At 49.0% G+C, this 21,074-nt stretch carries 22 protein-coding genes; 19 read left to right on the top strand and 3 right to left on the bottom strand.

Annotation, left to right across the window (positions count from 1 at the left end; genetic code table 11):
• The first annotated feature begins 63 nt into the window (after window positions 1-63).
• The 11 genes from coaBC (at window position 64) to M3630_RS12930 (ending at window position 12,981) form a co-directional block, all read left to right on the top strand.
• A complete protein-coding gene (coaBC, locus tag M3630_RS12980; protein WP_251252371.1) occupies window positions 64-1,311 on the top strand; it encodes a bifunctional phosphopantothenoylcysteine decarboxylase/phosphopantothenate--cysteine ligase CoaBC in 1,248 nt (415 codons plus the stop codon).
• Window positions 1,308-3,743, top strand: a complete 2,436-nt coding sequence (priA, locus tag M3630_RS12975; protein ID WP_251252370.1) for a primosomal protein N' — start codon at window positions 1,308-1,310, stop codon at window positions 3,741-3,743. The genes coaBC and priA overlap by 4 nt, the downstream gene beginning before the upstream one ends.
• A gap of 16 nt (window positions 3,744-3,759) precedes the next feature.
• Window positions 3,760-4,236 (top strand): peptide deformylase, encoded by a 477-nt coding sequence (gene def / locus M3630_RS12970; RefSeq protein WP_173608134.1) that lies wholly within the window; start codon window positions 3,760-3,762, stop codon window positions 4,234-4,236.
• A gap of 4 nt (window positions 4,237-4,240) precedes the next feature.
• Window positions 4,241-5,191, top strand: a complete 951-nt coding sequence (fmt, locus tag M3630_RS12965) for a methionyl-tRNA formyltransferase (protein WP_251252369.1) — start codon at window positions 4,241-4,243, stop codon at window positions 5,189-5,191.
• A 3-nt stretch (window positions 5,192-5,194) separates the two neighbouring features.
• Entirely contained in the window at window positions 5,195-6,541 is a 1,347-nt protein-coding gene (gene rsmB, locus M3630_RS12960; RefSeq protein ID WP_251252368.1) for a 16S rRNA (cytosine(967)-C(5))-methyltransferase RsmB, read from the top strand.
• Window positions 6,542-6,752: 211 nt separating this feature from the next.
• Window positions 6,753-7,823 carry a dual-specificity RNA methyltransferase RlmN gene (rlmN, locus tag M3630_RS12955; RefSeq protein WP_173608131.1) on the top strand — a complete coding sequence of 357 codons (1,071 nt, stop codon included), beginning with the start codon at window positions 6,753-6,755 and terminating at the stop codon, window positions 7,821-7,823.
• A gap of 4 nt (window positions 7,824-7,827) precedes the next feature.
• A complete protein-coding gene (locus tag M3630_RS12950) occupies window positions 7,828-8,583 on the top strand; it encodes a Stp1/IreP family PP2C-type Ser/Thr phosphatase (RefSeq protein ID WP_173608130.1) in 756 nt (251 codons plus the stop codon).
• Between the two features lie 5 nt (window positions 8,584-8,588).
• Window positions 8,589-10,571, top strand: a complete 1,983-nt coding sequence (gene pknB, locus M3630_RS12945; protein WP_173608129.1) for a Stk1 family PASTA domain-containing Ser/Thr kinase — start codon at window positions 8,589-8,591, stop codon at window positions 10,569-10,571.
• A gap of 18 nt (window positions 10,572-10,589) precedes the next feature.
• Window positions 10,590-11,480: a ribosome small subunit-dependent GTPase A gene (gene rsgA, locus M3630_RS12940; RefSeq protein WP_251252367.1), complete on the top strand. Its 891-nt coding sequence runs from the start codon at window positions 10,590-10,592 to the stop codon at window positions 11,478-11,480.
• Entirely contained in the window at window positions 11,474-12,124 is a 651-nt protein-coding gene (gene rpe / locus M3630_RS12935) for a ribulose-phosphate 3-epimerase (RefSeq protein ID WP_251252366.1), read from the top strand. Before rsgA ends, rpe begins: the two co-directional genes overlap by 7 nt.
• Window positions 12,125-12,516: 392 nt before the next feature.
• Window positions 12,517-12,981, top strand: coding sequence for a protease complex subunit PrcB family protein (locus M3630_RS12930; RefSeq protein WP_173608127.1), 465 nt, complete (start codon window positions 12,517-12,519; stop codon window positions 12,979-12,981).
• Between the two features lie 146 nt (window positions 12,982-13,127).
• On the opposite strand, the gene M3630_RS12925 is transcribed toward M3630_RS12930, so the two are convergent.
• Together M3630_RS12925 and M3630_RS12920 are read right to left on the bottom strand one after the other, a co-directional pair.
• Complete coding sequence (locus tag M3630_RS12925; protein WP_173608126.1) at window positions 13,128-13,550, bottom strand: RDD family protein; 423 nt, start codon at window positions 13,548-13,550, stop codon at window positions 13,128-13,130.
• A 128-nt stretch (window positions 13,551-13,678) separates the two neighbouring features.
• Window positions 13,679-14,812: a M20 family metallopeptidase gene (locus tag M3630_RS12920; protein ID WP_251252365.1), complete on the bottom strand. Its 1,134-nt coding sequence runs from the start codon at window positions 14,810-14,812 to the stop codon at window positions 13,679-13,681.
• Window positions 14,813-15,056: 244 nt separating this feature from the next.
• On the opposite strand from M3630_RS12920, the gene M3630_RS12915 reads away from it, so the two are divergent.
• The 6 genes from M3630_RS12915 (at window position 15,057) to spoVM (ending at window position 18,452) form a co-directional block, all read left to right on the top strand.
• Window positions 15,057-15,863, top strand: coding sequence for a transporter substrate-binding domain-containing protein (locus tag M3630_RS12915; protein ID WP_251252364.1), 807 nt, complete (start codon window positions 15,057-15,059; stop codon window positions 15,861-15,863).
• Window positions 15,864-15,916: 53 nt separating this feature from the next.
• Entirely contained in the window at window positions 15,917-16,576 is a 660-nt protein-coding gene (locus M3630_RS12910; RefSeq protein ID WP_173608123.1) for an amino acid ABC transporter permease, read from the top strand.
• Window positions 16,569-17,291 (top strand): amino acid ABC transporter ATP-binding protein, encoded by a 723-nt coding sequence (locus M3630_RS12905; protein WP_069849464.1) that lies wholly within the window; start codon window positions 16,569-16,571, stop codon window positions 17,289-17,291. The genes M3630_RS12910 and M3630_RS12905 overlap by 8 nt, the downstream gene beginning before the upstream one ends.
• Before the next feature lie 128 nt (window positions 17,292-17,419).
• Window positions 17,420-17,980 (top strand): energy-coupled thiamine transporter ThiT, encoded by a 561-nt coding sequence (thiT, locus tag M3630_RS12900; RefSeq protein ID WP_173608122.1) that lies wholly within the window; start codon window positions 17,420-17,422, stop codon window positions 17,978-17,980.
• 191 nt (window positions 17,981-18,171) lie between these two features.
• Window positions 18,172-18,345, top strand: coding sequence for a hypothetical protein (locus M3630_RS12895; protein ID WP_007728365.1), 174 nt, complete (start codon window positions 18,172-18,174; stop codon window positions 18,343-18,345).
• 23 nt (window positions 18,346-18,368) lie between these two features.
• Window positions 18,369-18,452, top strand: a complete 84-nt coding sequence (spoVM, locus tag M3630_RS12890; protein ID WP_005831022.1) for a stage V sporulation protein SpoVM — start codon at window positions 18,369-18,371, stop codon at window positions 18,450-18,452.
• A gap of 99 nt (window positions 18,453-18,551) precedes the next feature.
• On the opposite strand, the gene rpmB is transcribed toward spoVM, so the two are convergent.
• A complete protein-coding gene (gene rpmB / locus M3630_RS12885; protein ID WP_005831020.1) occupies window positions 18,552-18,740 on the bottom strand; it encodes a 50S ribosomal protein L28 in 189 nt (62 codons plus the stop codon).
• A gap of 248 nt (window positions 18,741-18,988) precedes the next feature.
• Here rpmB and M3630_RS12880 point away from each other — a divergent pair, with 248 nt between their 5' ends.
• Together M3630_RS12880 and M3630_RS12875 are read left to right on the top strand one after the other, a co-directional pair.
• Window positions 18,989-19,354 (top strand): Asp23/Gls24 family envelope stress response protein, encoded by a 366-nt coding sequence (locus M3630_RS12880; RefSeq protein WP_007728362.1) that lies wholly within the window; start codon window positions 18,989-18,991, stop codon window positions 19,352-19,354.
• Window positions 19,355-19,367: 13 nt separating this feature from the next.
• Window positions 19,368-21,074: a DAK2 domain-containing protein gene (locus tag M3630_RS12875; RefSeq protein WP_251252363.1), complete on the top strand. Its 1,707-nt coding sequence runs from the start codon at window positions 19,368-19,370 to the stop codon at window positions 21,072-21,074.

The raw sequence follows: 21,074 nt of genomic DNA, 5'->3' as shown, positions 1-21,074 counted from the left end.
AAAAACAACCTCACGAGGTTGTTTTTTTCGGATTTCGGTTAGGGGAGAAGGGAGAGAGTGCAGATGCATTCGCTTGCAGGAAAACGTATTGTTCTTGGAGTATCTGGCGGCATCGCTGCTTACAAGGCTGCTGCACTGACCAGCAAGCTGACACAGGCAGGTGCATTGGTACATGTCATTTTGACAGAGGGCGCCTTGCAGTTTATTCAGCCTTTGACGTTTCAAGCCTTGTCTCACCTGCCTGTTTATACAGATACATTTACGGAGCCAGACCCCCATGTGATTAGCCATATTGAACTGGCTGATCGAGCTGATCTCGTATTGATCGCGCCAGCAACAGCCAACGTGATCGGCAAGATGGCGAATGGCATTGCGGATGATATGCTGACGACGACTGTACTGGCTACGAAAGCTCCTGTCATGGTCGCGCCTGCCATGAACGTCAATATGTACAATCACCCGGCGGTTATCGCCAATATGGATAAGCTTACCTCCTATGGTTATCGGTTTGTTGAACCGGGTGTCGGGCTATTGGCATGTGGCTGGATTGGCAAAGGACGTTTGGCGGAGCCGGAGGAAATCGTCGAAGCTGTGCGTCAATGGTTTGCTTCCGATGAGACCAGACAAACGATCCGAGAAAAGGATTTGCAGGGCAAGCACGTACTGATCACTGCGGGACCGACTCGTGAAAAAATTGATCCCGTTCGTTACATAACCAATCATGCTTCAGGAAAAATGGGCTACGCCATTGCGGAAGCGGCACGAGACAGAGGGGCAAAGGTCACACTGATCAGTGGGCCGACTACCTTGGCACGCCCTGATGGAGTAGAATTCATCGCGGTGGAATCGGTACAAGAAATGTTTGATGCCGTCATGGAGCAATTGCCGCACTGTGACATCGTCGTCAAATCAGCAGCCGTTTCCGATTATCGACCAAAGCATGTAGCTGAACATAAGATGAAAAAGGGTGACGGTCCACTCGACCTTGTGCTAGAGAAAGCACCCGATATTTTAAAAACGGTTGGTGAGCGGAAAACGAAGCAATTCGTCGTAGGCTTTGCAGCAGAGACCCAAAATGTGTTACAGCATGCCCAGTCCAAGCTGGAGCGAAAAAATCTCGATATGATTGTAGCCAATAATGTATTGCTGGAGGGAGCAGGTATGGGGAGCGATACGAATATCGTGACCTTGCTAACCCGTGGCGGAGAGCAACTGGCGTTGGATAAATTGAGCAAGCGGGCTGTGGCAGACAAGCTGTTTGATGCTGTCCTTGCCGTGCAAGAGCATAGACCGCTCCGAGACCTGTCATGATTGCCCAAATTATCGTGGACGTTCCGGTCAATCGGACGAATCGACCTTTTGATTACCATGTTCCGCCTTGGTTGCGTCCACTGATTCGCATTGGCAGTCGTGTGGTTGTGCCGTTTGGCCCCCGTCAACTGCAAGGCTATGTCATCGGGATCGTAGAGGATGATGAAGCTATACCAGACCGTTCGCGACTAAAAGATGTCGTGCAGGTACAAGACGATACTCCTCCTCTAACGCCAGAGCTGCTAAAAATGAGCGAATGGATGTCCAAGCAATACTTGTGTCCGTGGGTAACGGCTGTACAGGCGATGCTCCCGGCTGTGCTCAAAGGGAAGTCGGAGAAGTGGCTGACGGCGACAGACGCATTAGACGAAGAAGCATGCGGGAGATCCGGGCTTCTGTGGGAATTGTTTCGCAAACGGCAAATTCCGCTCTCAGAAGTGGAGAAGCAATTTGCGGAGGAGTATTTGCTCGTTCCCGGTTGGATACAGAGTGGTTTGCTTGCAACAGAGTATCAGGTAAGAGACAGAATTACCCGCAAGCAGCAATCATTTGTCCGAAGCTTATTGGATGAAGGTAAGCTGGAAGAAGCGATTGGTTCGTTGCCAGCACGGGCGGAGCAGATGCGCCGTGTCCTTCAACTGATGCTTATGCACAAGGAGCAGTCCTTATCTGTACAAATGCTGCGGGATGAATACGGAATTACGCGCTCCCCGCTAAAAAGTCTGGAATCAAAAGGCTGGATCGCGATCGAGCAAGTGGAAGTTTACCGGGACCCGTACGCCAATCGACGATTCCAGGAAAAGCAGAAACCCGTCTTTACTCCCTTACAGGAAGCGGCACTGACCCCTATTTTGCAATCGATTGAGTCGGGAACGTATGCTTCTTACTTGCTGCACGGCGTTACCGGAAGCGGTAAGACAGAAGTGTATCTCGAAGCAATCGAACGCACATTGGAAAAAGGGCGCGAGGCGATCTTTCTCGTTCCGGAAATTTCACTGACTCCGCAAATGGTCGAGCGCTTCAAAGCTCGTTTTGGAGCAGACGTAGCTGTTTTGCACAGTGCGTTGTCACAAGGAGAGCGCTATGACGAGTGGCGCAAGATCATCCGCAATCAGGTCAAAGTGGTGGTAGGGGCACGCTCTGCCATCTTTGCTCCGTTTCGGAATGTTGGGTTGATAGTGATCGATGAAGAGCATGAGAGCTCGTATAAGCAAGAAGAGACGCCACGCTATCATGCGCGGGAAGTAGCCCTGTGGCGAGCGAAAGAGAATCAGGGTGTCCTCGTCATGGGAAGCGCCACTCCTGCTTTGGAGACGTATGCATTGGCCACACGTGGGCGATACGAACTCTTGCGCATGCCGGAGCGTGTCGGGAATCGCCCGATGCCAGAGGTTCATGTTGTGGATATGCGCGAGGAGCTTCAGGCCCAGAATCGTTCGATGTTCAGCCGGAAGCTGCATGAGATGATTGCAGACCGACTGGCAAAAGAAGAACAGATGGTCATTTTCCTTAACCGAAGAGGTTTTTCTACCTTTGTCATGTGCCGCTCCTGCGGCTATACGATGCGCTGCATTCATTGCGACATCTCGCTTACTTATCATAAAACGAATCATACAGCACGCTGTCATTACTGTGGATACACCATCGCACAGCCCAAGCATTGTCCAGAGTGTCAAAGTGAGCATATACGCTTTTTTGGTACCGGAACGCAAAAGGTGGAAGCGGAGCTGGCAAAACTATTCCCCGGAATCCGGGTCATCCGAATGGACGTGGACACGACCTCGCGAAAAGGCTCTCACGAAGAGCTGCTAAACAAATTTCGTTCGGGTCAAGGCGACGTTTTGCTCGGTACGCAGATGATTGCCAAGGGGCTTGATTTTCCACGAGTGACGCTGGCGGGCATCATTGCAGCGGATACATCCTTGCATCTGCCTGACTTCCGTGCAGCGGAGAAGACATTTCAGCTTTTGACGCAGGTAGGTGGACGGGCAGGACGGCATGAGCTGGACGGAGATGTCGTGATTCAGACGTATACGCCGGAGCACTACAGCATTGTTCATGCGACCAAGCATGATTATCCCGCATTTTATCAGGATGAAATGATGCAGCGCAGACGAACAGGCTACCCGCCGTATTTCCGTCTCGTTTTAATAACGTTTAGCCACGAAGAGGTACCTGTTGTGATCCGCGGTGCGCATACGATGGCTGACTACTTGCGACAGCGTTTGGCACAGACGACGATTCTCTTGGGCCCTGTGGCTTCGCCCATTGCAAGGGTGAAGGATAGATTTCGTTTTCAGATCATGCTAAAATATCGTGATGAACCGCAACTGTCGGACCTGCTCGCTCAGGCGACGGCTGCGTTTGAAGAATGGAACAAACAGCAGAAAGTATTGATGACGATTGACGTCGACCCTTACGTACTGCTTTAGGGAGGATATGAAACACATGGCGATTCGCACAATTGTAAAACATCCAGATCCGATTTTGCGTGAAAAAGCAATGGTCGTAACCAAATTTAATGCCAATTTGCACAAACTGCTTGATGATATGGCAGACACGATGTACGATGCAGACGGTGTAGGCTTGGCTGCTCCACAAGTGGGCATCTCCAAGCGTGTCATCGTGATGGATTGCGGTGATGGACTGATTGAAATGATCAATCCGGAAATCATTGAGCATGAAGGGGAGCAATATGATTATCCAGAAGGCTGCCTCAGTATTCCTGGCCTGCAAGGAGACGTTCGTCGCCACAAGTGGATCAAGCTGCGCGGTCATGATCGTAACGGGAATGTGGTTGAGCTCGAGGCAGACGACCTGTTGTCCCGTTGCGCTCAACACGAGATCGATCATTTAAACGGCGTCCTCTTTATCGATGTAGCTGACAAGGTGTACAAAGTAAACCCGAACCAGGAAGGGGAATAACCATTTGAAAGATGCTCGCATCCTGTTTATGGGTACGCCTGACTTTGCTGTATCGAGTCTTACGGCAGTACTCGAAGCAGGCTACAACGTGATTGGAGTCGTAACACAACCCGATCGTCCCGTTGGACGCAAGCAGGTATTGACGCCGCCCCCCGTGAAGGAGGCGGCTTTGCGTCATGGACTTTTGGTATTGCAACCGGAAAAAATCAAGGCTGAGGATGCACTTGAAGAAGTGTTGGCCCTCGAGCCTGATCTGATCATTACCGCGGCGTACGGGCAGATTTTGCCGAAAAAACTGCTCGATGCCCCGAAATATGGCTGCATCAATGTACACGCCTCTCTTTTGCCGAAATATCGCGGGGGTGCCCCGATTCATAAATCGATTGTCGAGGGAGAAGCGGAAACAGGCGTGACCATCATGTACATGGTCGAAGCTCTCGATGCAGGGGATATGCTGTCCAAGGTAGTCGTGCCGATTGAGGAGCGCGATACCGTGGGGACCTTGCATGACAAATTGGCTGCGGCAGGCTCTGAGCTGTTGATTGCTACCGTTCCGCCCCTGTTGGCTGGAGAGCTTGTAGCAGAGCAACAGGATCATTCAGCAGCGACTTTTGCCCCGAATATCAAGCGTACGGACGAGAAGATTGACTGGAGCCGTTCTGCGGAACAGATTTACAACCAAGTCCGTGGCTTGAATCCGTGGCCTGTCGCATTTACAACATGCGAGGGCAAGATTTGGAAGTTGTGGTGGGTAGAAAAAATGCCTGTGTCGGGCGATGGCAAAGAGCCGGGAACGATCATCGCTCGCGAGGAAGACGGTATCGTTGTCGCTTGCGGTAGTGGTGCAGTGAAAATAACCGAATTGCAGCCAGAAGGCAAAAAACGTATGAGTGCACTCGACTTTTTGCGTGGAGCGGGCAGCAGCATTGAAATCGGCACAAAGGTAGGAGAATAGTCCGTGGCAAAAAAGGGAGCTCGCGATATCGCCCTCGACGTTTTGAATAGGGTAGAAGAACATAAGTCCTACAGCAATCTTGAGCTGCGCAATGTCTTGGATCGGGAAAATCTCAGTGCAGCAGATGCAGGGCTGGTGACAGAGCTTGTGTACGGTACCATTCAGCGCAAAATGACGCTGGATCATGTCCTGTCCCATTTTGTCGGGAATAAAAAGGTCCAGACCTGGGTCCGCAATTTGCTGCGTCTCAGCTTGTATCAAATTCGTTTTTTGGACCGTATTCCTGAACGCGCTGCCGTACACCAAGCAGTTGAAATCGCCAAGAAACGCGGTCATCAAGGGATTGCTTCGATGGTCAACGGTGTTTTGCGCAATGTGCTGCGCCAGCCGGATGTGTGGGAGCGTCAGCCAAAAGGCGGTCGTGCCCTGCAAATCGCTGTAGCCTATTCTCATCCAGAATGGCTTGTGCGTCAGTGGCTCGCCGTATATGGCGAAGAGACGACGATTGCGATTTGCGAAGCGAACAACAGAACACCGCATAGCTCAGTCCGAGTCAATGCATGGAAAACGACGAAGGATCAAGTGCTGGACAAGCTGGCGGAAGAAGGGCTGGAAGGACAAGCGTCGTCTGTCAGTCCTCACGCGATTCTGATGGAAGGCGGACATGCAGCAGGCTCGCGTTTATTCAAGGAAGGCTACTTCACGATTCAGGATGAGAGTTCCATGCTCGTAGCACCAGCTCTTGCTGCCCAACCAGGCATGCGTGTATTAGATGCCTGCGCAGCACCTGGTGGAAAAACAACGCACATAGCGGAAATGATGGAAAACCGCGGGCAAATCATTGCGAGTGACGTGCATCCGCACAAACGCGATCTGATTGCTGGTGCAGCGAAAAGACTCGGGATTACGATCATCGAGCCAATCGTTAGTGATGCACTGGACCTACCTGAAAAAGCGTTGGGAACTTTCGATCGAATCTTGCTGGATGCGCCATGCACCGGATTTGGCGTAATTCGTCGCAAGCCTGACCTGAAATGGAACAAAACGCCGGAAGATGTCCGTGCGATTGCTCAGCTACAGTACGAACTGCTCAAGACATTGGCGCCGATGCTTGCTCAGGGTGGTGTCATGGTTTACAGCACATGTACAATTGAGCCAGCAGAAAATCAGGAGATTGTTCGCCGCTTTGTTGAAGAATACCCTGATTTCGTATTCGATGATACACTGGCAAAGGACCTGCCAGAGGCCGTCAGAGTGCATGTTGATGAAACCGGAGCCTGCGTACAAATTTTGCCTCACCATTTCGAGAGTGATGGATTCTTTATCGCGCGATTGAAACGAAGAGGATAAGGTAATGGACGTACAAGCAAGGGGTGGCGCACCAACAGGTGGAAAATGCCACTCCTTTGCCTTTGTTTGCGAGCGCTTAGATTGGTTTACACTAGGAAAAGTGACGCATTTATGAATCTGGATGTCAAAACCGTTTGAAGCGAGACGCCCCACGAGGTACAATGATAGAATGGATTTAGGCAAGCAATGATTTTGAGGATGTGGAGATAGAATGCCGTTAACGACATTTACTGGCGCAAAGCCGCTTATTTACAGTTTGACGCAAGATGAAATGAAGGAATGGCTGGTTAGTGCCGGCGACAAAGCATTTCGTGCGCAACAAATTTTTGACTGGCTATATGTAAAGCGCGTCACTTCTTTTGAAGAGATGAGCAATTTGTCCAAGGAGCTGCGCCAAAAGCTGGCGGATACATTCCGCATGGAGCCACTCAAGGAAATCACACATCAGGAGTCGCAGGACGGAACGATCAAGTTTTTGTTCCAGCTTGTCGATGGGCATGCGATTGAGACGGTGATTATGCGTCATAACTACGGAAACAGCATCTGTGTTACGACGCAGGTGGGCTGCCGTATCGGATGTACGTTTTGTGCATCTACATTAGGGGGACTAAAACGTAACCTGGATGCAGGTGAAATCGTCTCTCAAGTATTGACGGCACAACGCAGATTGGATGCGGAAGGTGAGCGCGTCAGTCACGTTGTTGTCATGGGGATCGGGGAGCCTTTCGAGAACTTCGAGAGCTTGATGGCGTTCCTGTCTGTCATCAACGATAACCGTGGCTTGAATATCGGTGCTCGTCACATTACAGTTTCCACCAGTGGAATTGTGCCGAAGATTTACGAGTTTGCCGAACGAGGCGGACAAGTGAACTTGGCGATTTCCCTGCACGCTCCAAACACGGAGTTGAGAAGCCAGCTTATGCCGATCAACCGCGGCTTCCCGCTCGCTAAGCTGATGGAAGCATGCCACCATTACATTAACAAGACAGGGCGCCGCATCAGTTTTGAGTACGGTCTATTCGGCGGGAAAAACGATCAGCCCGAGCATGCAGAGGAGCTGGCCGAACTCATTGGCGACATGCTTTGCCACGTGAATCTGATCCCGGTGAACTACGTACCAGAGCGTGATTATGTACGCACGCCACGCAATGAGATTTTTCAGTTCAAACGCATCTTAGAGGAAAAAGGAATCAATGTGACCATCAGACGCGAGCAAGGCAGTGACATTGCTGCTGCTTGCGGACAATTGAGGGCACAACACGCTAAAGAAACCGTGGGGTGATGCCATGGAAATCGCGATGAAATCCCATGTTGGCCGCGTTCGTCAGGTTAACGAGGACTATTATGCCTGTGTGACCGATTTAAACGGACGCGTGCTCGCCATTGTAGCAGATGGTATGGGTGGCCATCAGGCTGGTGATATTGCCAGTCGCCTAGCTGTTGAGCGAATAGTAAAAGAACTGCGTCACCTAGATGGGGACCTCGAAGCAGAGGATGTGCGTGAGCAGTTGATGAACGCCGTCCTGCTTGCAAATAAAGAAGTCTATGAATATGCGGCTGAACATCCGGAGTGTAGTGGTATGGGCACAACTGTGGTTGCTGCTTTGTTTGACCAATCCTCCGTGATTACCGCGCATATTGGCGACAGCCGTCTGTATTTTTACAACCAAGACGGACTGGTCATGAAAACAGAAGACCATTCTCTTGTCAATGAGCTGGTGAAAAGTGGACAGATTACAGCCGAGGAGGCGTCTGTCCACCCTCACCGCAACGTTATCATGCGTTCGCTCGGGACAGAGCCGGATGTGCTCATTGATCTTGGACAGTTTGAATGGTCAGAGGGTGATGTCGTCTTGATTTGCTCAGATGGATTGAGCAATAAAGTCAGTCATCCTTCCTTGGAAGAAAATTTGCAGAAACAGATATCGTTACAAGCGAAGGTGGACGGTTTGGTGCAGGAAGCACTGGATGCCGGTGGGGAAGATAACATAACGCTGGTTGCCGTACGAAATACGCTTGATGCCGGTCAGAAAGAGGGGTGAGAGAGATGGAAGGTCAACGACTGGGAGGACGATACCAAATAGAATCCCGCGTCGGTGGGGGCGGTATGGCCATTGTATACAAGGCCAAAGATTTAATTTTGAATCGTCCAGTGGCAGTCAAAGTGTTGCGTTCACAGTTTGGTACGGACGAAGATTTCGTCAATCGTTTCCGACGTGAAGCGCAGGCGGTGGCGAGCTTATCTCACCCCAATGTGGTTGGGGTGTATGATGTCGGTCAGGATGGCGATACCCATTATATGGTGATGGAGTACATAGAAGGCTATACGTTGAAAGAGGTCATCATTCAACGTGGCGCGCTGCCGGTAGAAGAGGCAGTGCGGATCGCCGAGCAAATTTGCGATGCACTCGATCATGCGCATCAAAACCAGATCATTCATCGAGATATTAAGCCGCATAACATTATGATTGGAAAAAATGGTCGGGTGAAGGTTACGGATTTCGGGATTGCGCGAGCCGTTACTTCCGCAACGATTACGCATACGAATGCGATGCTTGGCTCTGTCCATTATTTTTCGCCAGAGCAGGCACGCGGTGGGATTACCGGGGAAAAATCCGATATTTACTCGCTGGGGATCGTTTTGTACGAAATGGTGACAGGTGAACTGCCGTTTTCCGGTGATTCGCCTATATCGGTGGCGCTCAAGCATTTGCAGGAGCCGCTTCCAGAGCCGCGCCAGGTCAATCCGGCTATCCCACAGAGTGTGGAAAATGTCATTTTGAAGGCGCTGGTAAAGGATCCATTTCTCAGATACGCATCCGCGAGTGAAATGCTAGAAGATTTGGAGACCTGCCTGTTCCCGGAACGATTAAACGAAGAAAAGCTGACGTTCCCGGTGGATGAAGAGATGACGCGAGTGGTGCCGATCATCACACCTGACATGCTCGAAGGCCACACCAATGGCAAAACCGGAGGAGCGGGGCGTAGCCGTTATGAGCAGCGCACAGAAGAAGAGGATGTCAAACCAGCAAAGAAACAATGGTGGGTCAAGGCTCTGCTGTGGGTAGGCGGTATCGGACTGTTTTTCGTACTGGCATTCTTCGGATTTAACTTACTGTTGAATCTGTTCCCGTCAGTACCAGAGGCACAGGTCCCTCATGTAGAAGGGATCGAAGTGACTCTCGCTGAGAAAAAGATTCAGGATGCCAAACTTGTTGCCCGTATCGTTGAGGAAGCCAACGATACGATAGAAAAGGGAATGGTGATTCGTCAGGACCCTGCACCTCCCATGCGGTTAAAGGAAAATTCCGTTGTGACCTTGTTTGTAAGCAAAGGACAACAAGAGATCAACATGCCAAATCTGGTTACGTTGCCGCGGGCAACAGCAGAGGAAGCATTGAAAAGCAATGGTTTTAAACTGGAGAATGTCACTTTCGTAGAGGAAGAGGACGACAAGGCCGAGGTAGGAACGGTTATCAAGCAGTCCCCAGCAGCCAATGAAAAGGTGTTCCCAATCAAAACGAATGTGACGGTCACGATTAGTAAAGGAAAAGCCTTCGTGAAAATGCCGGATGTCCGGAATAAATCCGTAGAGGCTGCGCAAGTAGAATTGTTCAAAAAAGGGCTGTCTGTCGGGAAAATCACCGAAGTGCCTACTTATACAACCGACAAACCAGGCATTGTTCTCAGCACTCACCCATACGATCCGGGAATGGATGTGCAAAAGGACGTAGCGATTCCGCTTGAGGTCAGCAACGGCCAATATCCGCAGGATGCCAAGACCGGGACTTCACCTGTCTATCTCGATGTGATGCCTGGTGATACATTGGAAGTGCAAATTGAAGTAACGGATGCCAGCGGTACGAAGGTTGTGCAGACTGAGACGGTTACTGAAAGCAAAGAATACAACGTGCAATACGTAGTGTCGCCTCAAAAAGATGCGTTGATCAGGCTTTTGGTCAAAGGGCCGAACATGAACAACTTTATGGAGGCACAAAAGTATTCGATTTCCTATAGCAGCTTGCCATAGTGTAGTGGAGGGACATGAATGCCAGAAGGACGGATTGTGAAAGCGCTCAGCGGTTTCTATTATGTAGCCGACGAAGGGCGAATCTACAGTTGCCGTGCACGAGGGCTCTTCAAGAAAAAAGACGCAAAAGTAAACCCACTGGTTGGGGATTGGGTCGTCTACGATGCGATCAATGAGGAAGAAGGCTATATCATGGAGGTGGGTGAACGGACGAATGAGTTGGTTCGTCCGCCCATTTCCAATGTGGATCAGGCGGTACTTGTCTTCTCGATGTACAAGCCGATGTTCAGTCCGTTGCTGTTGGACAAGTTCCTGACGCACACGGAGCATGCAGGGATTGATTCCGTGATTGTCTTATCCAAAGCCGATCAAGTGTCGGAAGAAGAGGTAACCGAAATCGTGGAGAAGTATGAAGCGATCGGGTACCGCGTGATTCCGACCTCCACGGCCGATGAACGCGGTGTAGAGGACGTGCGTGAGATTTTGCGGGACCGTATTTCGGTTTTTGCCGGTCAGTCAGGTGTAGGCAAATCCTCTCTGATCAACATGCTGTTTCCGGGTGTCAGCCTGCAGACAGGAGATGTCAGCCAAAAGCTCGGACGTGGAAAGCATACAACGCGTCATGTCGAGCTGATTCCGCTTGCGGGCGGCGGCTATGTGGCAGACACACCGGGCTTCAGTTCACTGGAATTTATCGATTTCTCCGAGCTTGACCTGGCGGAATCCTTCCGGGACTTTGCCGATCGCAGCTCGGAATGCAAGTTCCGTGGCTGTCTACACGTAAGCGAGCCAGCTTGTGCTGTTCAGGCCGCGCTGGAGGCTGGAGAGATCAGCGAACAGCGCTACGAGCACTACAAACAATTCCGCGACGAGCTAAAAGAATACCAACGGAGGAACAAACCATGGTAAAAATCGCACCTTCTATCCTATCTGCTGATTTTGCCCGTCTGGGTGAAGAAATTCTCGATGTCGAGAAGGGAGGAGCTGACTGGATTCACGTGGATGTGATGGATGGACACTTCGTTCCAAACATTACGATCGGTCCTCTGATTGTGGAGGCGATTCGCCCAGTGACCAAGCTGCCTCTCGATGTGCACTTGATGATTGAGGAACCAGATCGCTACATTCCGCAATTCGCGAAAAGTGGGGCAGACTGGATTACGGTTCATCAGGAAGCATGCCGTCATCTGCATCGCACGCTGTACTTGATCAAGGAGCAAGGTGTGAAAGCGGGAGTGGTATTGAACCCGGCTACACCGATTTCCGCGATCGAGCCAGTCCTCGCTGATTTGGATATGGTTCTCCTTATGACAGTGAACCCTGGTTTTGGTGGACAAAAGTTCATTCACAGCGTTGTGCCAAAGGTTGCCCAGTTGCGTCAAATGCTGAACGAACGTGGTTTGGGGCATGTGGAAATCGAAATCGATGGCGGTGTCAATGCACAAACAGCACGTTTGTGCGAGGAAGCAGGTGCCACTGTCCTCGTTGCAGGAAGCGCGGTATTCAATCAGGAAAATCGCGGTCAAGCAATCGCTGCGATTCGTGGACAATAAGAAAAACACTTAGCTGCTGTAAGCTGACGACGATATGCAATCGGCGTCAGCTTTTTTTGTGCTTTCCTCTGTTTATAATCGGTTTGTAATCATCTGAATATTATAACTAATTATGTGATAAATCAATTAATAATAAAAATAAAATTATAATTATCGTTCGTATTACAAATTGAATAAAATTGAATTATTCTTGCTATAACAAGGATATTTGGCGATATATGGTAAAGGTTAATTAACAAAAATAAAACATTTTGGAAAATATTGCTTTTTAATAAATATAATGATTAAATCAAATTATCCAGATAGATGGTAAAAATTTCCTATCTGAGAGATACTGGCCAGTATCAAGAATTGTTTCTCGCCCTCTAAAAAAAATCAGGAGTTGATCATGTATGAAATCGTTATGGAAAAACAGTGTAGCGGTTCTCACCATTCTCTCCATTCTGCCATTTTCACAAGCTGCCGTGCATGCTGAACAAAAACATTCGGAGTCGATCACGGCTTCTCAAGTAGACGTGCAAACGAAAAAATTGTCTATCGAAAAAGAAAGTACATTGTCAGCGGCTGAACGAGCTTTCGTAGGGAAAGTAAAGGCGAAGAAGGGGGTACATCGCCAAGGTGACTTGTATGTAGTCTCCCGTGGTGAAGTGCCTACCTCTGGCTATGGTTTGAAGGTTGTTGGAACAGAGCAAGGATGGGAAATGCTCACGGTATATGTAGAGCTGACAAATCCTGCTCCAGAAGATATTACAATGCCAGCGGTGCACACACCTTATATCATTGTACGGGCAAGCCTACCGCCTTACACAACAATGGTGTTTATGGATGCAAAAACTGATAAGGTGCTGTTCCAATAAACGTGAAAAAGGCCGGATGATTATATCCGGTCTTTTTTAGTCGGGACATGCTGTTGTGGGCGCCAATCTAATAAAAATGCCCCTTTGGAGTTGATTCCAAGGGGGCTCGTCGCAGAGTTGCTATTTTTATGTATGATGAATGGTAATTAAGGCTGATTCGAGGTTACATACGTACCGGCGATCAAATCATGGATCGAGCGTTTATCCTGACGAACAGCAATCATGATGGCGCTGACGATGATACCAAGACCGAGTGTAATGACGTACACGATCCCTCCGACCAAGTTGCGTAACAGCATAGTTCCGACTCCTACCGGCTCTCCATCGATTCGGGCGATGCGAATACCGACAATTCGTTTTCCCACCGTATAGCCATGCCAAAATACAGGTACGAGTAGGCTGTAGAGCGAGGAGATAATATTGGTAACAAGATTGTCTTCTGTATTGCCTGTAATGATATAGGTGATCAGTAGTAGCGGTAGTCCGACAATGATTGCATCTAGCAGACCGGCACCGAGTCGGAGCCAAAATCCTACGGGATTGCTTGGCGATGTGGTGATTGATTCCATGTTTTCCCTCTCCTTGTTATTCGAATAGGAATATATATGATTGCCCATTCGAAAATAGTGCAGATAAGGCTCCGTCGTTAAGTAGACGGAGCCTTAATTTTCCATAAAATTATACACCTGTAAAATTATTATGACAAGGTTAAAAACATCCGAAGCATGACGGCAATCCTGCCAGGAATAGCGTCAATGACGATATGCTCATGAGAAGCGTGGGCTCCGTCACCAACAGGTCCCAAACCGTCAAGCGTTGGTGTTCCGGCATCAGCGGCGAAGTTTCCATCGCTTGTTCCACCGACACCTTGCTCCGTCAATTCAAAACCTTCCAGACGCGCTTGTTCCTGTGCATGCAAGAACAGTTGCTGGGTACCAGCGGTTCGTTCCATAGGAGGTTTGGTGATTCCGCCTTCCACGAACAGCTTGGCTTCCGGATGGACAGGGGTCAGTTGATTCATCAATCGGGTTATGCGTTCGCTTTCCTCGCGACTTTGGATACGGACATCAATTTCCGTCATGGCAAAGTCAGGCACGACATTTGATGCACTTCCACCTGTAATGGTGCCGACAGACAAGGTTGTGCCCGCTTCATAATTCGTAAACGATTGAATCGCGAGGACGTGGTGAGCCAGCTCAGCAATCGCATTGATCCCCTTGGCGTGATCATTCCCTGCATGTGCAGCGCGGCCTGTTACTTTCAGAATGAAGTCTCCGCCGCCTTTTCGGCTTGTTTTCAAAGAGCCATCTCCAGCGGCGGGCTCCAGTACCAATGCATATTTACTTCTTTTTGCTTCCTCTCGAATGAGCATTTCGGAGGAAACACTGCCGATCTCTTCATCGGTGTTCCAAAAAAAGACGAGCTTATGTTTGGGCGAAAGATTATGTTCCATCATGGCACGCAGGGCGAAATAGCTAAAAACGATCCCTGCTTTCATGTCGTATGTACCAGGCCCATAGAGTCGGCCATTTTCCTCGCGACAAGGCTCAACAGCTAATGTTCCAATCTCTTTTACAGTATCGAAATGACCGAGAATGAAGATTTGTTCTTCGCCATCTCCATACTCCATGCGCAGCTGATTTCCGTATTGCTCTTGTGGCAAGCTCTCCACCCGACATCCCAATTGGCGAAAGCGTTCTGCGATCAGGCTGCCTAATTGATCGACAGCTTGCTTGTTATGGGTGGGTGTTTCCATCTCTACATATGTACGCAGTTCCTCAATAATTTCTGGGAGCTGCTGCCGAAAATAGGACGTCCAATTTTTCTCCATGTCAGCCTCCTGTAAATCCTTTTACTAGCACTATAAAGCCTTGTTTGCTTTTCTGCCACAAAAATAAAGATTTGTACATAAAATTCTGTATATTCCGTGTTTAAAACACAAGTAAAAAATGATTGAAATTGTTCAGATTATGAGTAAAATAATCATTGTGATGCATAAATATAAGTTTTCATGCAAATTAATGCTACGAATAGACTGCTTTATGCGTAAAAATCATAACAACGGGGGTTTCATCATGAAGAAAACAAAATCATTTATTTCTCTGGCACTTACTTCCATGCTTGCGGCAGTGTTAATCGCCGGATGTGGTACAGGCAATCAAACCGCAACAGGACAAGCACCTGCACCTTCTGCTGGAGACAAGAAAACATTGGTCATGGCTACTTCTGCCGACTATAAGCCGTATGAATATCACGATCTGAGCAGTGGAAAAGACGAGATTGTCGGCTTTGACATTGATATTGCGAAATACATTGCAAAAGAGCTCGGCTACGAACTGCAAATCAACGACATGAACTTTGACGGACTTATTCCGGCGCTGCAAACGAATCGCGCGGATTTCGTTATGGCGGGCATGACAGCAACACCTGAGCGCGAGAAGAACGCTGATTTCTCTACCATCTATTACGATGCGAAAAATACAATCGTAGCAAAGAAAGACAGCAATCTGACCAAGCCTGAGCAATTGGCTGGCAAAAAAGTGGCGGTACAGCTCGGCTCTATTCAGGAAGGGGCAGCAAAAGAACTTGCAAAAACTGTTTCCGGCTTGCAGATCACTTCACTGAACAAGCTGCCTGAGATCGTCGAAGAAGTAAAAGCGGGCCGCGTAGATGCTGCCATTATTGAGGACACGGTAGCGAAAGGCTTCGTGGCAAACAATGACTCTCTGCAATTCACCACAATGGAAGAAAATGAAAAGAATGGCTCCGCTGTTGCGTTCCCAAAAGGGTCGCCGCACGTACAGAAGTTTAATGAAGTGATTAAAAAGATGCAAGAAAACGGAGAAATGGACAAGCTGATTCAAAAATGGTTCGGTCAATAATCTCTCCAGACAACGAAGAATAACTGTATAAGCAGCAAGAGGGGAGAATGGGCATGAATTTGGATTTTGAACAAATCGTGCCCTATATTCCTTTCATATTGGAAGGGATAAAGGGCACGCTACTTGTTACCTTGATTTCGGTTGTATTAGGATTTTTCTGGGGCTCCATCCTCGCACTCATTAAAATTTCGAATGTAAAATTGCTGAACTGGCTCGCGGTTGCCTACACGTCTGTTTTCCGCGGGACACCTTTGATTTTGCAGCTGACTTTTGTATATTTTGCAACGCCACAGCTTACTGGCTACAATATTTCACAACTGGAAGCAGCTGTTTTGACGTTTACATTAAACTCAGGTGCATACATTTCCGAGACTATTCGTGGTGGAATTTTGGCGGTGGATAAAGGGCAGTGGGAAGCGGCCAAAGCGCTTGGGGTACCTTATCACCGGATGATGCTCGACATTATTTTGCCGCAGGCTGTCAAAAATATCTTGCCTGCTCTTGTCAATGAAACAATTGCACTCTTGAAGGAATCCGCACTCGTTTCCACAATTGGTCTTGCAGACATCATGCAGAACGCGAATGTGGTCAAAGGCACCATCTTCCGCTATTTTGAGCCATACATGATGGCCGGTATCCTGTACTATGTCATGGTTATGATCCTGACTTGGGTAGCTCGCGTACTGGAACGGAGGATGAGACTCAGTGATTAAGATCGATAACATTACGAAGTCATTTGGGCAACTGAATGTGTTGAAGGGCATCACGACGAACATCGGTAAAGGGGAGGTTGTCGCCATCATCGGTCCATCTGGATCGGGGAAGTCTACGCTATTGCGTTGCATCAACCTGATGGAGACACCAACGACGGGTACCATTACAATCAACGGACAGGAAATCACCGCGCCAAAAGCCGACGTGATGGGTATTCGCCAACAAATCGGGATGGTTTTCCAGCATTTTCACCTGTTTCCGCATATGACAGTGTTAAAGAACTTGACCTATGCTCCGATGAAAGTAAAAGGCATGTCTGCGGCGGAAGCGGAAAAAAAGGCGCGAGAACTATTGGCGCGCGTAGGACTGGCAGACAAAGCGGATGTCTTTCCTTCACGTTTGTCAGGTGGTCAGAAGCAGCGTGTAGCCATTGCCCGATCACTTGTGATGGAGCCGCAAATCATGCTGTTTGACGAGCCGACCTCTGCCCTCGACCCAGAGATGGTCAAGGAGGTTCTGGAGGTTATGAAGGGGCTCGCAGATAGCGGAATGACCATGGCAATCGTCACGCATGAAATGCGCTTTGCCGAAGAGGTGTCAGATCGTATTTTATTCCTCGATGATGGTCGTCTCTTGGAGGATACGCCACCAGAAGAGTTTTTTCAAAAGCCAAGAAGTGAACGTGCCCAGCAGTTTTTGGAGAAGGTTCGGTAATACAATCAGCCGCAGTGCCGATGAGGCAGCGGCTTTTTTCTTTGACACGAGCATAGACTTGGGCTAGAATCAGAAACATTATCAGTGTAAAAAATTTTTTATTTATTCTATTTTGGGGAGTGACTATTTTGGATCGTCAACGATTGGTCATTTTGTTGGAAATGGCGATGATGGCGGCTCTTGCAATTGTTTTTAGTCAGATCAAGGTCTTCGATATGCCACAGGGTGGCTCTGTGTCCCTGGTGATGGTACCAATCGCGTTGATCGCTGTTCGCCGTGGACTCGCTGCTGGTGTCATGACAGGGCTTGTTGTCGGATTTCTTCAATTGTTCTTGGGCAGTACAGTTGTCCATCCGGTTCAGCTGTTGCTGGATTATCCTCTTGCTTTTGGGGCGCTTGGTCTCGCTGGGCTTTTTCGCTTGTCTGGCTACGAAGGAACGAAGCAACGAATCATGGTACTGTGGAGCGGCTTGCTCATCGGCGTGATTGGACGATTTGTCTGCCATTTTCTATCGGGTGTTATTTGGTTTGGCAGCTACGCGCCAGAAGGTGTACCAGTCTGGCAATATTCCCTCATTTATAACATCACGTATCTGTTGCCAGAAATGATTATTGCGGGAGTCGTCTTGACAGTTGTGCTTAGCAGCGCATCGCAGCTGCTGTTTCCTGCACGCGATCGAGTTGCGTAAGAAAAAGGAAAAAATCGGTATCATGTACAAACTATCCACATAATGTAATCAGGCAGCGAGTTTTCGTTGCCTGATTTTTTACTTCTTAGACATATACTTTTTTCAGGTGGCAGGATACATGTTTATCCGACAGCAGAATATGATGTAATATGCACGTTTTTGAGAACACCTAAAGGAGGTGCTTACGCGAAATGGGATTGCGCTCCTATCGCCTGCGACAGGGGGGCGCCTTGCGACGTGTTCTCGGGGTAGCGTTGGCTGTCGGGGGAATCACCATTTTCCTGTATTGGGCACCTCCGTGGGTTTGGTATAGCCTATTGGCATTAGCACTCATAGGGGCCGGCGTGTATTTGTATCGTGTGTAGTAATTTCGGTGAGGAGGGGTAGCATGCGGTTTTACACCATCAAGTTGCCGAAGTTCCTGGGTGGCATGATTCGGGGCATCATCGAGGCGTTCAACAAGAAAAAGTGAAGTCTCGGCCCCGAGCCTCCTTTGGGAGAAGAGTGGAGAAACGGGAGGAAATGCAAAAAAGCACCTCGAGGGTGCTTTTTTTCGCATAGCTGAGATTAACTATACGCGAGTTACGAGACCGGATTTCAGTGCTCGAGTACTTACATAAACGCGCTTCGGTTTTCCATTTACGAGAATGCGCACTTTTTGTACGTTGACACCCCAGGTGCGGCGAGTTGCGCGCATGGAGTGGGAGCGAGCGTTTCCAGCTTTAGCAGATTTACCTGTTACAAAGCAACGACGTGCCATTACGATCCACCTCCCTTGTTACATCTAAACGGGATTTCCTTTGTGGGAAATACAAATACTCGATTATATTAGCACAACATTGCTGTCAATTGCAATACTTGACAAGATGATTTACCCAGTCTTTCTCGTAGGGTTGATAGGATCGACAAAACGCTTCATTTCTATTAAGTGTTAGTGTAGAATTGTAAGGAAGCATGGTTACGCTTACCTATGACGGTCAAGCTGTTTAACAGAGGAGGAGTCCTTGCATGACGGTGGAAATGAATACATCGCTAGGAAAGATCGATGTTACAGAAGATGTGATCGCACGGATTGCTGGAGGCGCGGCCATGGAAGTTTTTGGACTTGTGGGCATGGCTTCTCGCAAAGCGTTGAAAGATGGAATCGCTGAGCTGTTAGGAAGAGACAACCTGAGCAAAGGTGTCGTCGTTCATAACACAAATGGCGAAGTAGTATTGGACATGCACATTATCGTCAGCTATGGCGTGAAAATTTCCGAGGTGGCAGGCAACGTTCAACGCCGTGTTCGATATACCTTGGAGCAAACGGTAGGCATTGATGTGACTGCTGTTAATATTTTTGTGCAGGGAGTTCGTACAGACAGGGATATGTAAGGAGGAACATCAGTTGGTACATACGCGTCTAGATGGCGTGCTGTTTAGCCGGATGGTTTACCTGGGGGCGAACCTTTTATCCGACAACGTCAGAGTAGTGGATGGATTAAACGTCTTTCCTGTGCCGGATGGCGATACGGGGACAAACATGAATTTGACTTTCTCTTCCGGTGTGGAGGAGCTGTCTCGAAAGGAATCCTCCCGTATCACTGAATCGGCTGCTGCTTTGGCAAAAGGTCTGTTAATGGGCGCGCGCGGTAACTCCGGCGTGATTTTGTCCCAGTTATTCCGCGGCTTCAGCAAATCAGTCAATGGAAAAGATGAGGTTAACGCCCGTCAGTTTGCCGATGCCTTGAAAGCTGGTGTTGACTCTGCGTATCAGGCAGTGATGAAGCCGGTAGAAGGCACGATTTTGACTGTTGCCCGTGAAGCGGCGGAGATGGCTGTGCGTGCAGCACGCACGTCAGATGACATTATCTCTGTCATGGAAAAAACATACGAGCAGGCGCAAGCTACGCTGTTGCGTACGCCGGAAATGCTGCCTGTTCTAAAAGAAGTGGGCGTAGTCGACTCAGGTGGACAAGGTCTCTTGTTTATTTATGAAGGGTTTTTGCGAGCATTGCGCGGGGAAGAACTATCCGCCGATCGCGAGCGTTCGGTACCCAAAATCGGTCAGGAAGAGTTGGACAAGCTCATTTCTGAGCAGCATCATGCACAAATCCACATGAAAACAGAAGACATCACGTACGGGTACTGTACGGAGTTTATGGTTCATGTCGCGCATAGCACCGAGCCGAACAAAAAGCCGTTTTCAGAGGCACTGTTTCGCAGTCATCTGGATACAATGGGTGATTCACTACTGGTCGTCTCTGATGAGGAAGTTGTCAAGGTACATATTCATGCAGAGCATCCGGGAAGCGTACTGCAATACGCTCAGCAATTCGGCAGCCTGCATCGACTGAAGATAGAAAACATGCGCGAGCAGCATGCGAACATTCTCAAAGCGGAAGAAAGCAAAGGACAGGCGAAGCCAGAAACAGCTGCTCAACCTGCTACAGAGTTGCTTCCATACGGATTGATCGCGGTAGCTGCTGGTGAGGGAATCGCTACGATTCTGCGCAGCATGGGTGTGCATGTGGTAGTAGAGGGCGGCCAAACGATGAACCCGAGCACAGAGGACTTCATGAAGGCCGTCGCAGGACTGAATGCCCAGCACATCATCATCCTGCCAAACAACAGCAATATCATCATGGCAGCACAGCAGGCATCAGAGCTAGCTGAAGTTCCGGTTTCTGTCATACCGACGAAGAGCATTCCGCAGGGGTTGGCAGCACTTGTCAGCTTCCGTGCAGATGCCCAGCCGGAAGCGAACGTGCAAGCGATGATCAAGGCGATTGCTCAGGTGAAAACCGGAATGGTGACGCACGCGGTTCGCGACACGCAAATGGGTGAGGTAGAAATCAAAGAAGGCGATTTTATCGGCATGGCCGAGAAAGAAATCGTCACAGCAAATCCTGACTTGTTGGCTTGCGCAACGACGCTGCTCTTGGGAATGGTGGATGAAGACTCCGAAATCATTACGATTTTCTTAGGGGAAGATGCGACAGAAGATCAGGCTCATGCTTTGGAAAAAGCTTTGTCCGATTCATACCCGGATGTGGAAGTTGAGATCCAGGCAGGCGGTCAACCGTTGTATCCATTCATTTTTTCTGTCGAGTAA

The organism is Brevibacillus sp. MER 51, assembly GCF_023714195.1.
GTDB lineage: Bacteria > Bacillota > Bacilli > Brevibacillales > Brevibacillaceae > Brevibacillus.
The sequence above is the reverse complement of the archived record's forward strand: the minus strand, read 5'-3'. Positions and strand labels throughout refer to the sequence as shown.

Excerpts from the sequence above, each read along its gene's own strand:
- coaBC (WP_251252371.1), top strand. The coding sequence starts at position 64 with ATGCATTCGCTTGCAGGAAAACGTATTGTTCTTGGAGTATCTGGCGGC.
- priA (WP_251252370.1), top strand. The coding sequence starts at position 1,308 with ATGATTGCCCAAATTATCGTGGACGTTCCGGTCAATCGGACGAATCGA.
- def (WP_173608134.1), top strand. The coding sequence starts at position 3,760 with ATGGCGATTCGCACAATTGTAAAACATCCAGATCCGATTTTGCGTGAA.
- rlmN (WP_173608131.1), top strand. The coding sequence starts at position 6,753 with ATGCCGTTAACGACATTTACTGGCGCAAAGCCGCTTATTTACAGTTTG.
- M3630_RS12950 (WP_173608130.1), top strand. The coding sequence starts at position 7,828 with ATGGAAATCGCGATGAAATCCCATGTTGGCCGCGTTCGTCAGGTTAAC.
- pknB (WP_173608129.1), top strand. The coding sequence starts at position 8,589 with ATGGAAGGTCAACGACTGGGAGGACGATACCAAATAGAATCCCGCGTC.
- rsgA (WP_251252367.1), top strand. The coding sequence starts at position 10,590 with ATGCCAGAAGGACGGATTGTGAAAGCGCTCAGCGGTTTCTATTATGTA.
- rpe (WP_251252366.1), top strand. The coding sequence starts at position 11,474 with ATGGTAAAAATCGCACCTTCTATCCTATCTGCTGATTTTGCCCGTCTG.
- M3630_RS12930 (WP_173608127.1), top strand. The coding sequence starts at position 12,517 with ATGAAATCGTTATGGAAAAACAGTGTAGCGGTTCTCACCATTCTCTCC.
- M3630_RS12925 (WP_173608126.1), bottom strand. The coding sequence starts at position 13,550 with ATGGAATCAATCACCACATCGCCAAGCAATCCCGTAGGATTTTGGCTC.
- M3630_RS12920 (WP_251252365.1), bottom strand. The coding sequence starts at position 14,812 with ATGGAGAAAAATTGGACGTCCTATTTTCGGCAGCAGCTCCCAGAAATT.
- M3630_RS12915 (WP_251252364.1), top strand. The coding sequence starts at position 15,057 with ATGAAGAAAACAAAATCATTTATTTCTCTGGCACTTACTTCCATGCTT.
- M3630_RS12910 (WP_173608123.1), top strand. The coding sequence starts at position 15,917 with ATGAATTTGGATTTTGAACAAATCGTGCCCTATATTCCTTTCATATTG.
- M3630_RS12895 (WP_007728365.1), top strand. The coding sequence starts at position 18,172 with ATGGGATTGCGCTCCTATCGCCTGCGACAGGGGGGCGCCTTGCGACGT.
- spoVM (WP_005831022.1), top strand. The coding sequence starts at position 18,369 with ATGCGGTTTTACACCATCAAGTTGCCGAAGTTCCTGGGTGGCATGATT.
- rpmB (WP_005831020.1), bottom strand. The coding sequence starts at position 18,740 with ATGGCACGTCGTTGCTTTGTAACAGGTAAATCTGCTAAAGCTGGAAAC.
- M3630_RS12880 (WP_007728362.1), top strand. The coding sequence starts at position 18,989 with ATGACGGTGGAAATGAATACATCGCTAGGAAAGATCGATGTTACAGAA.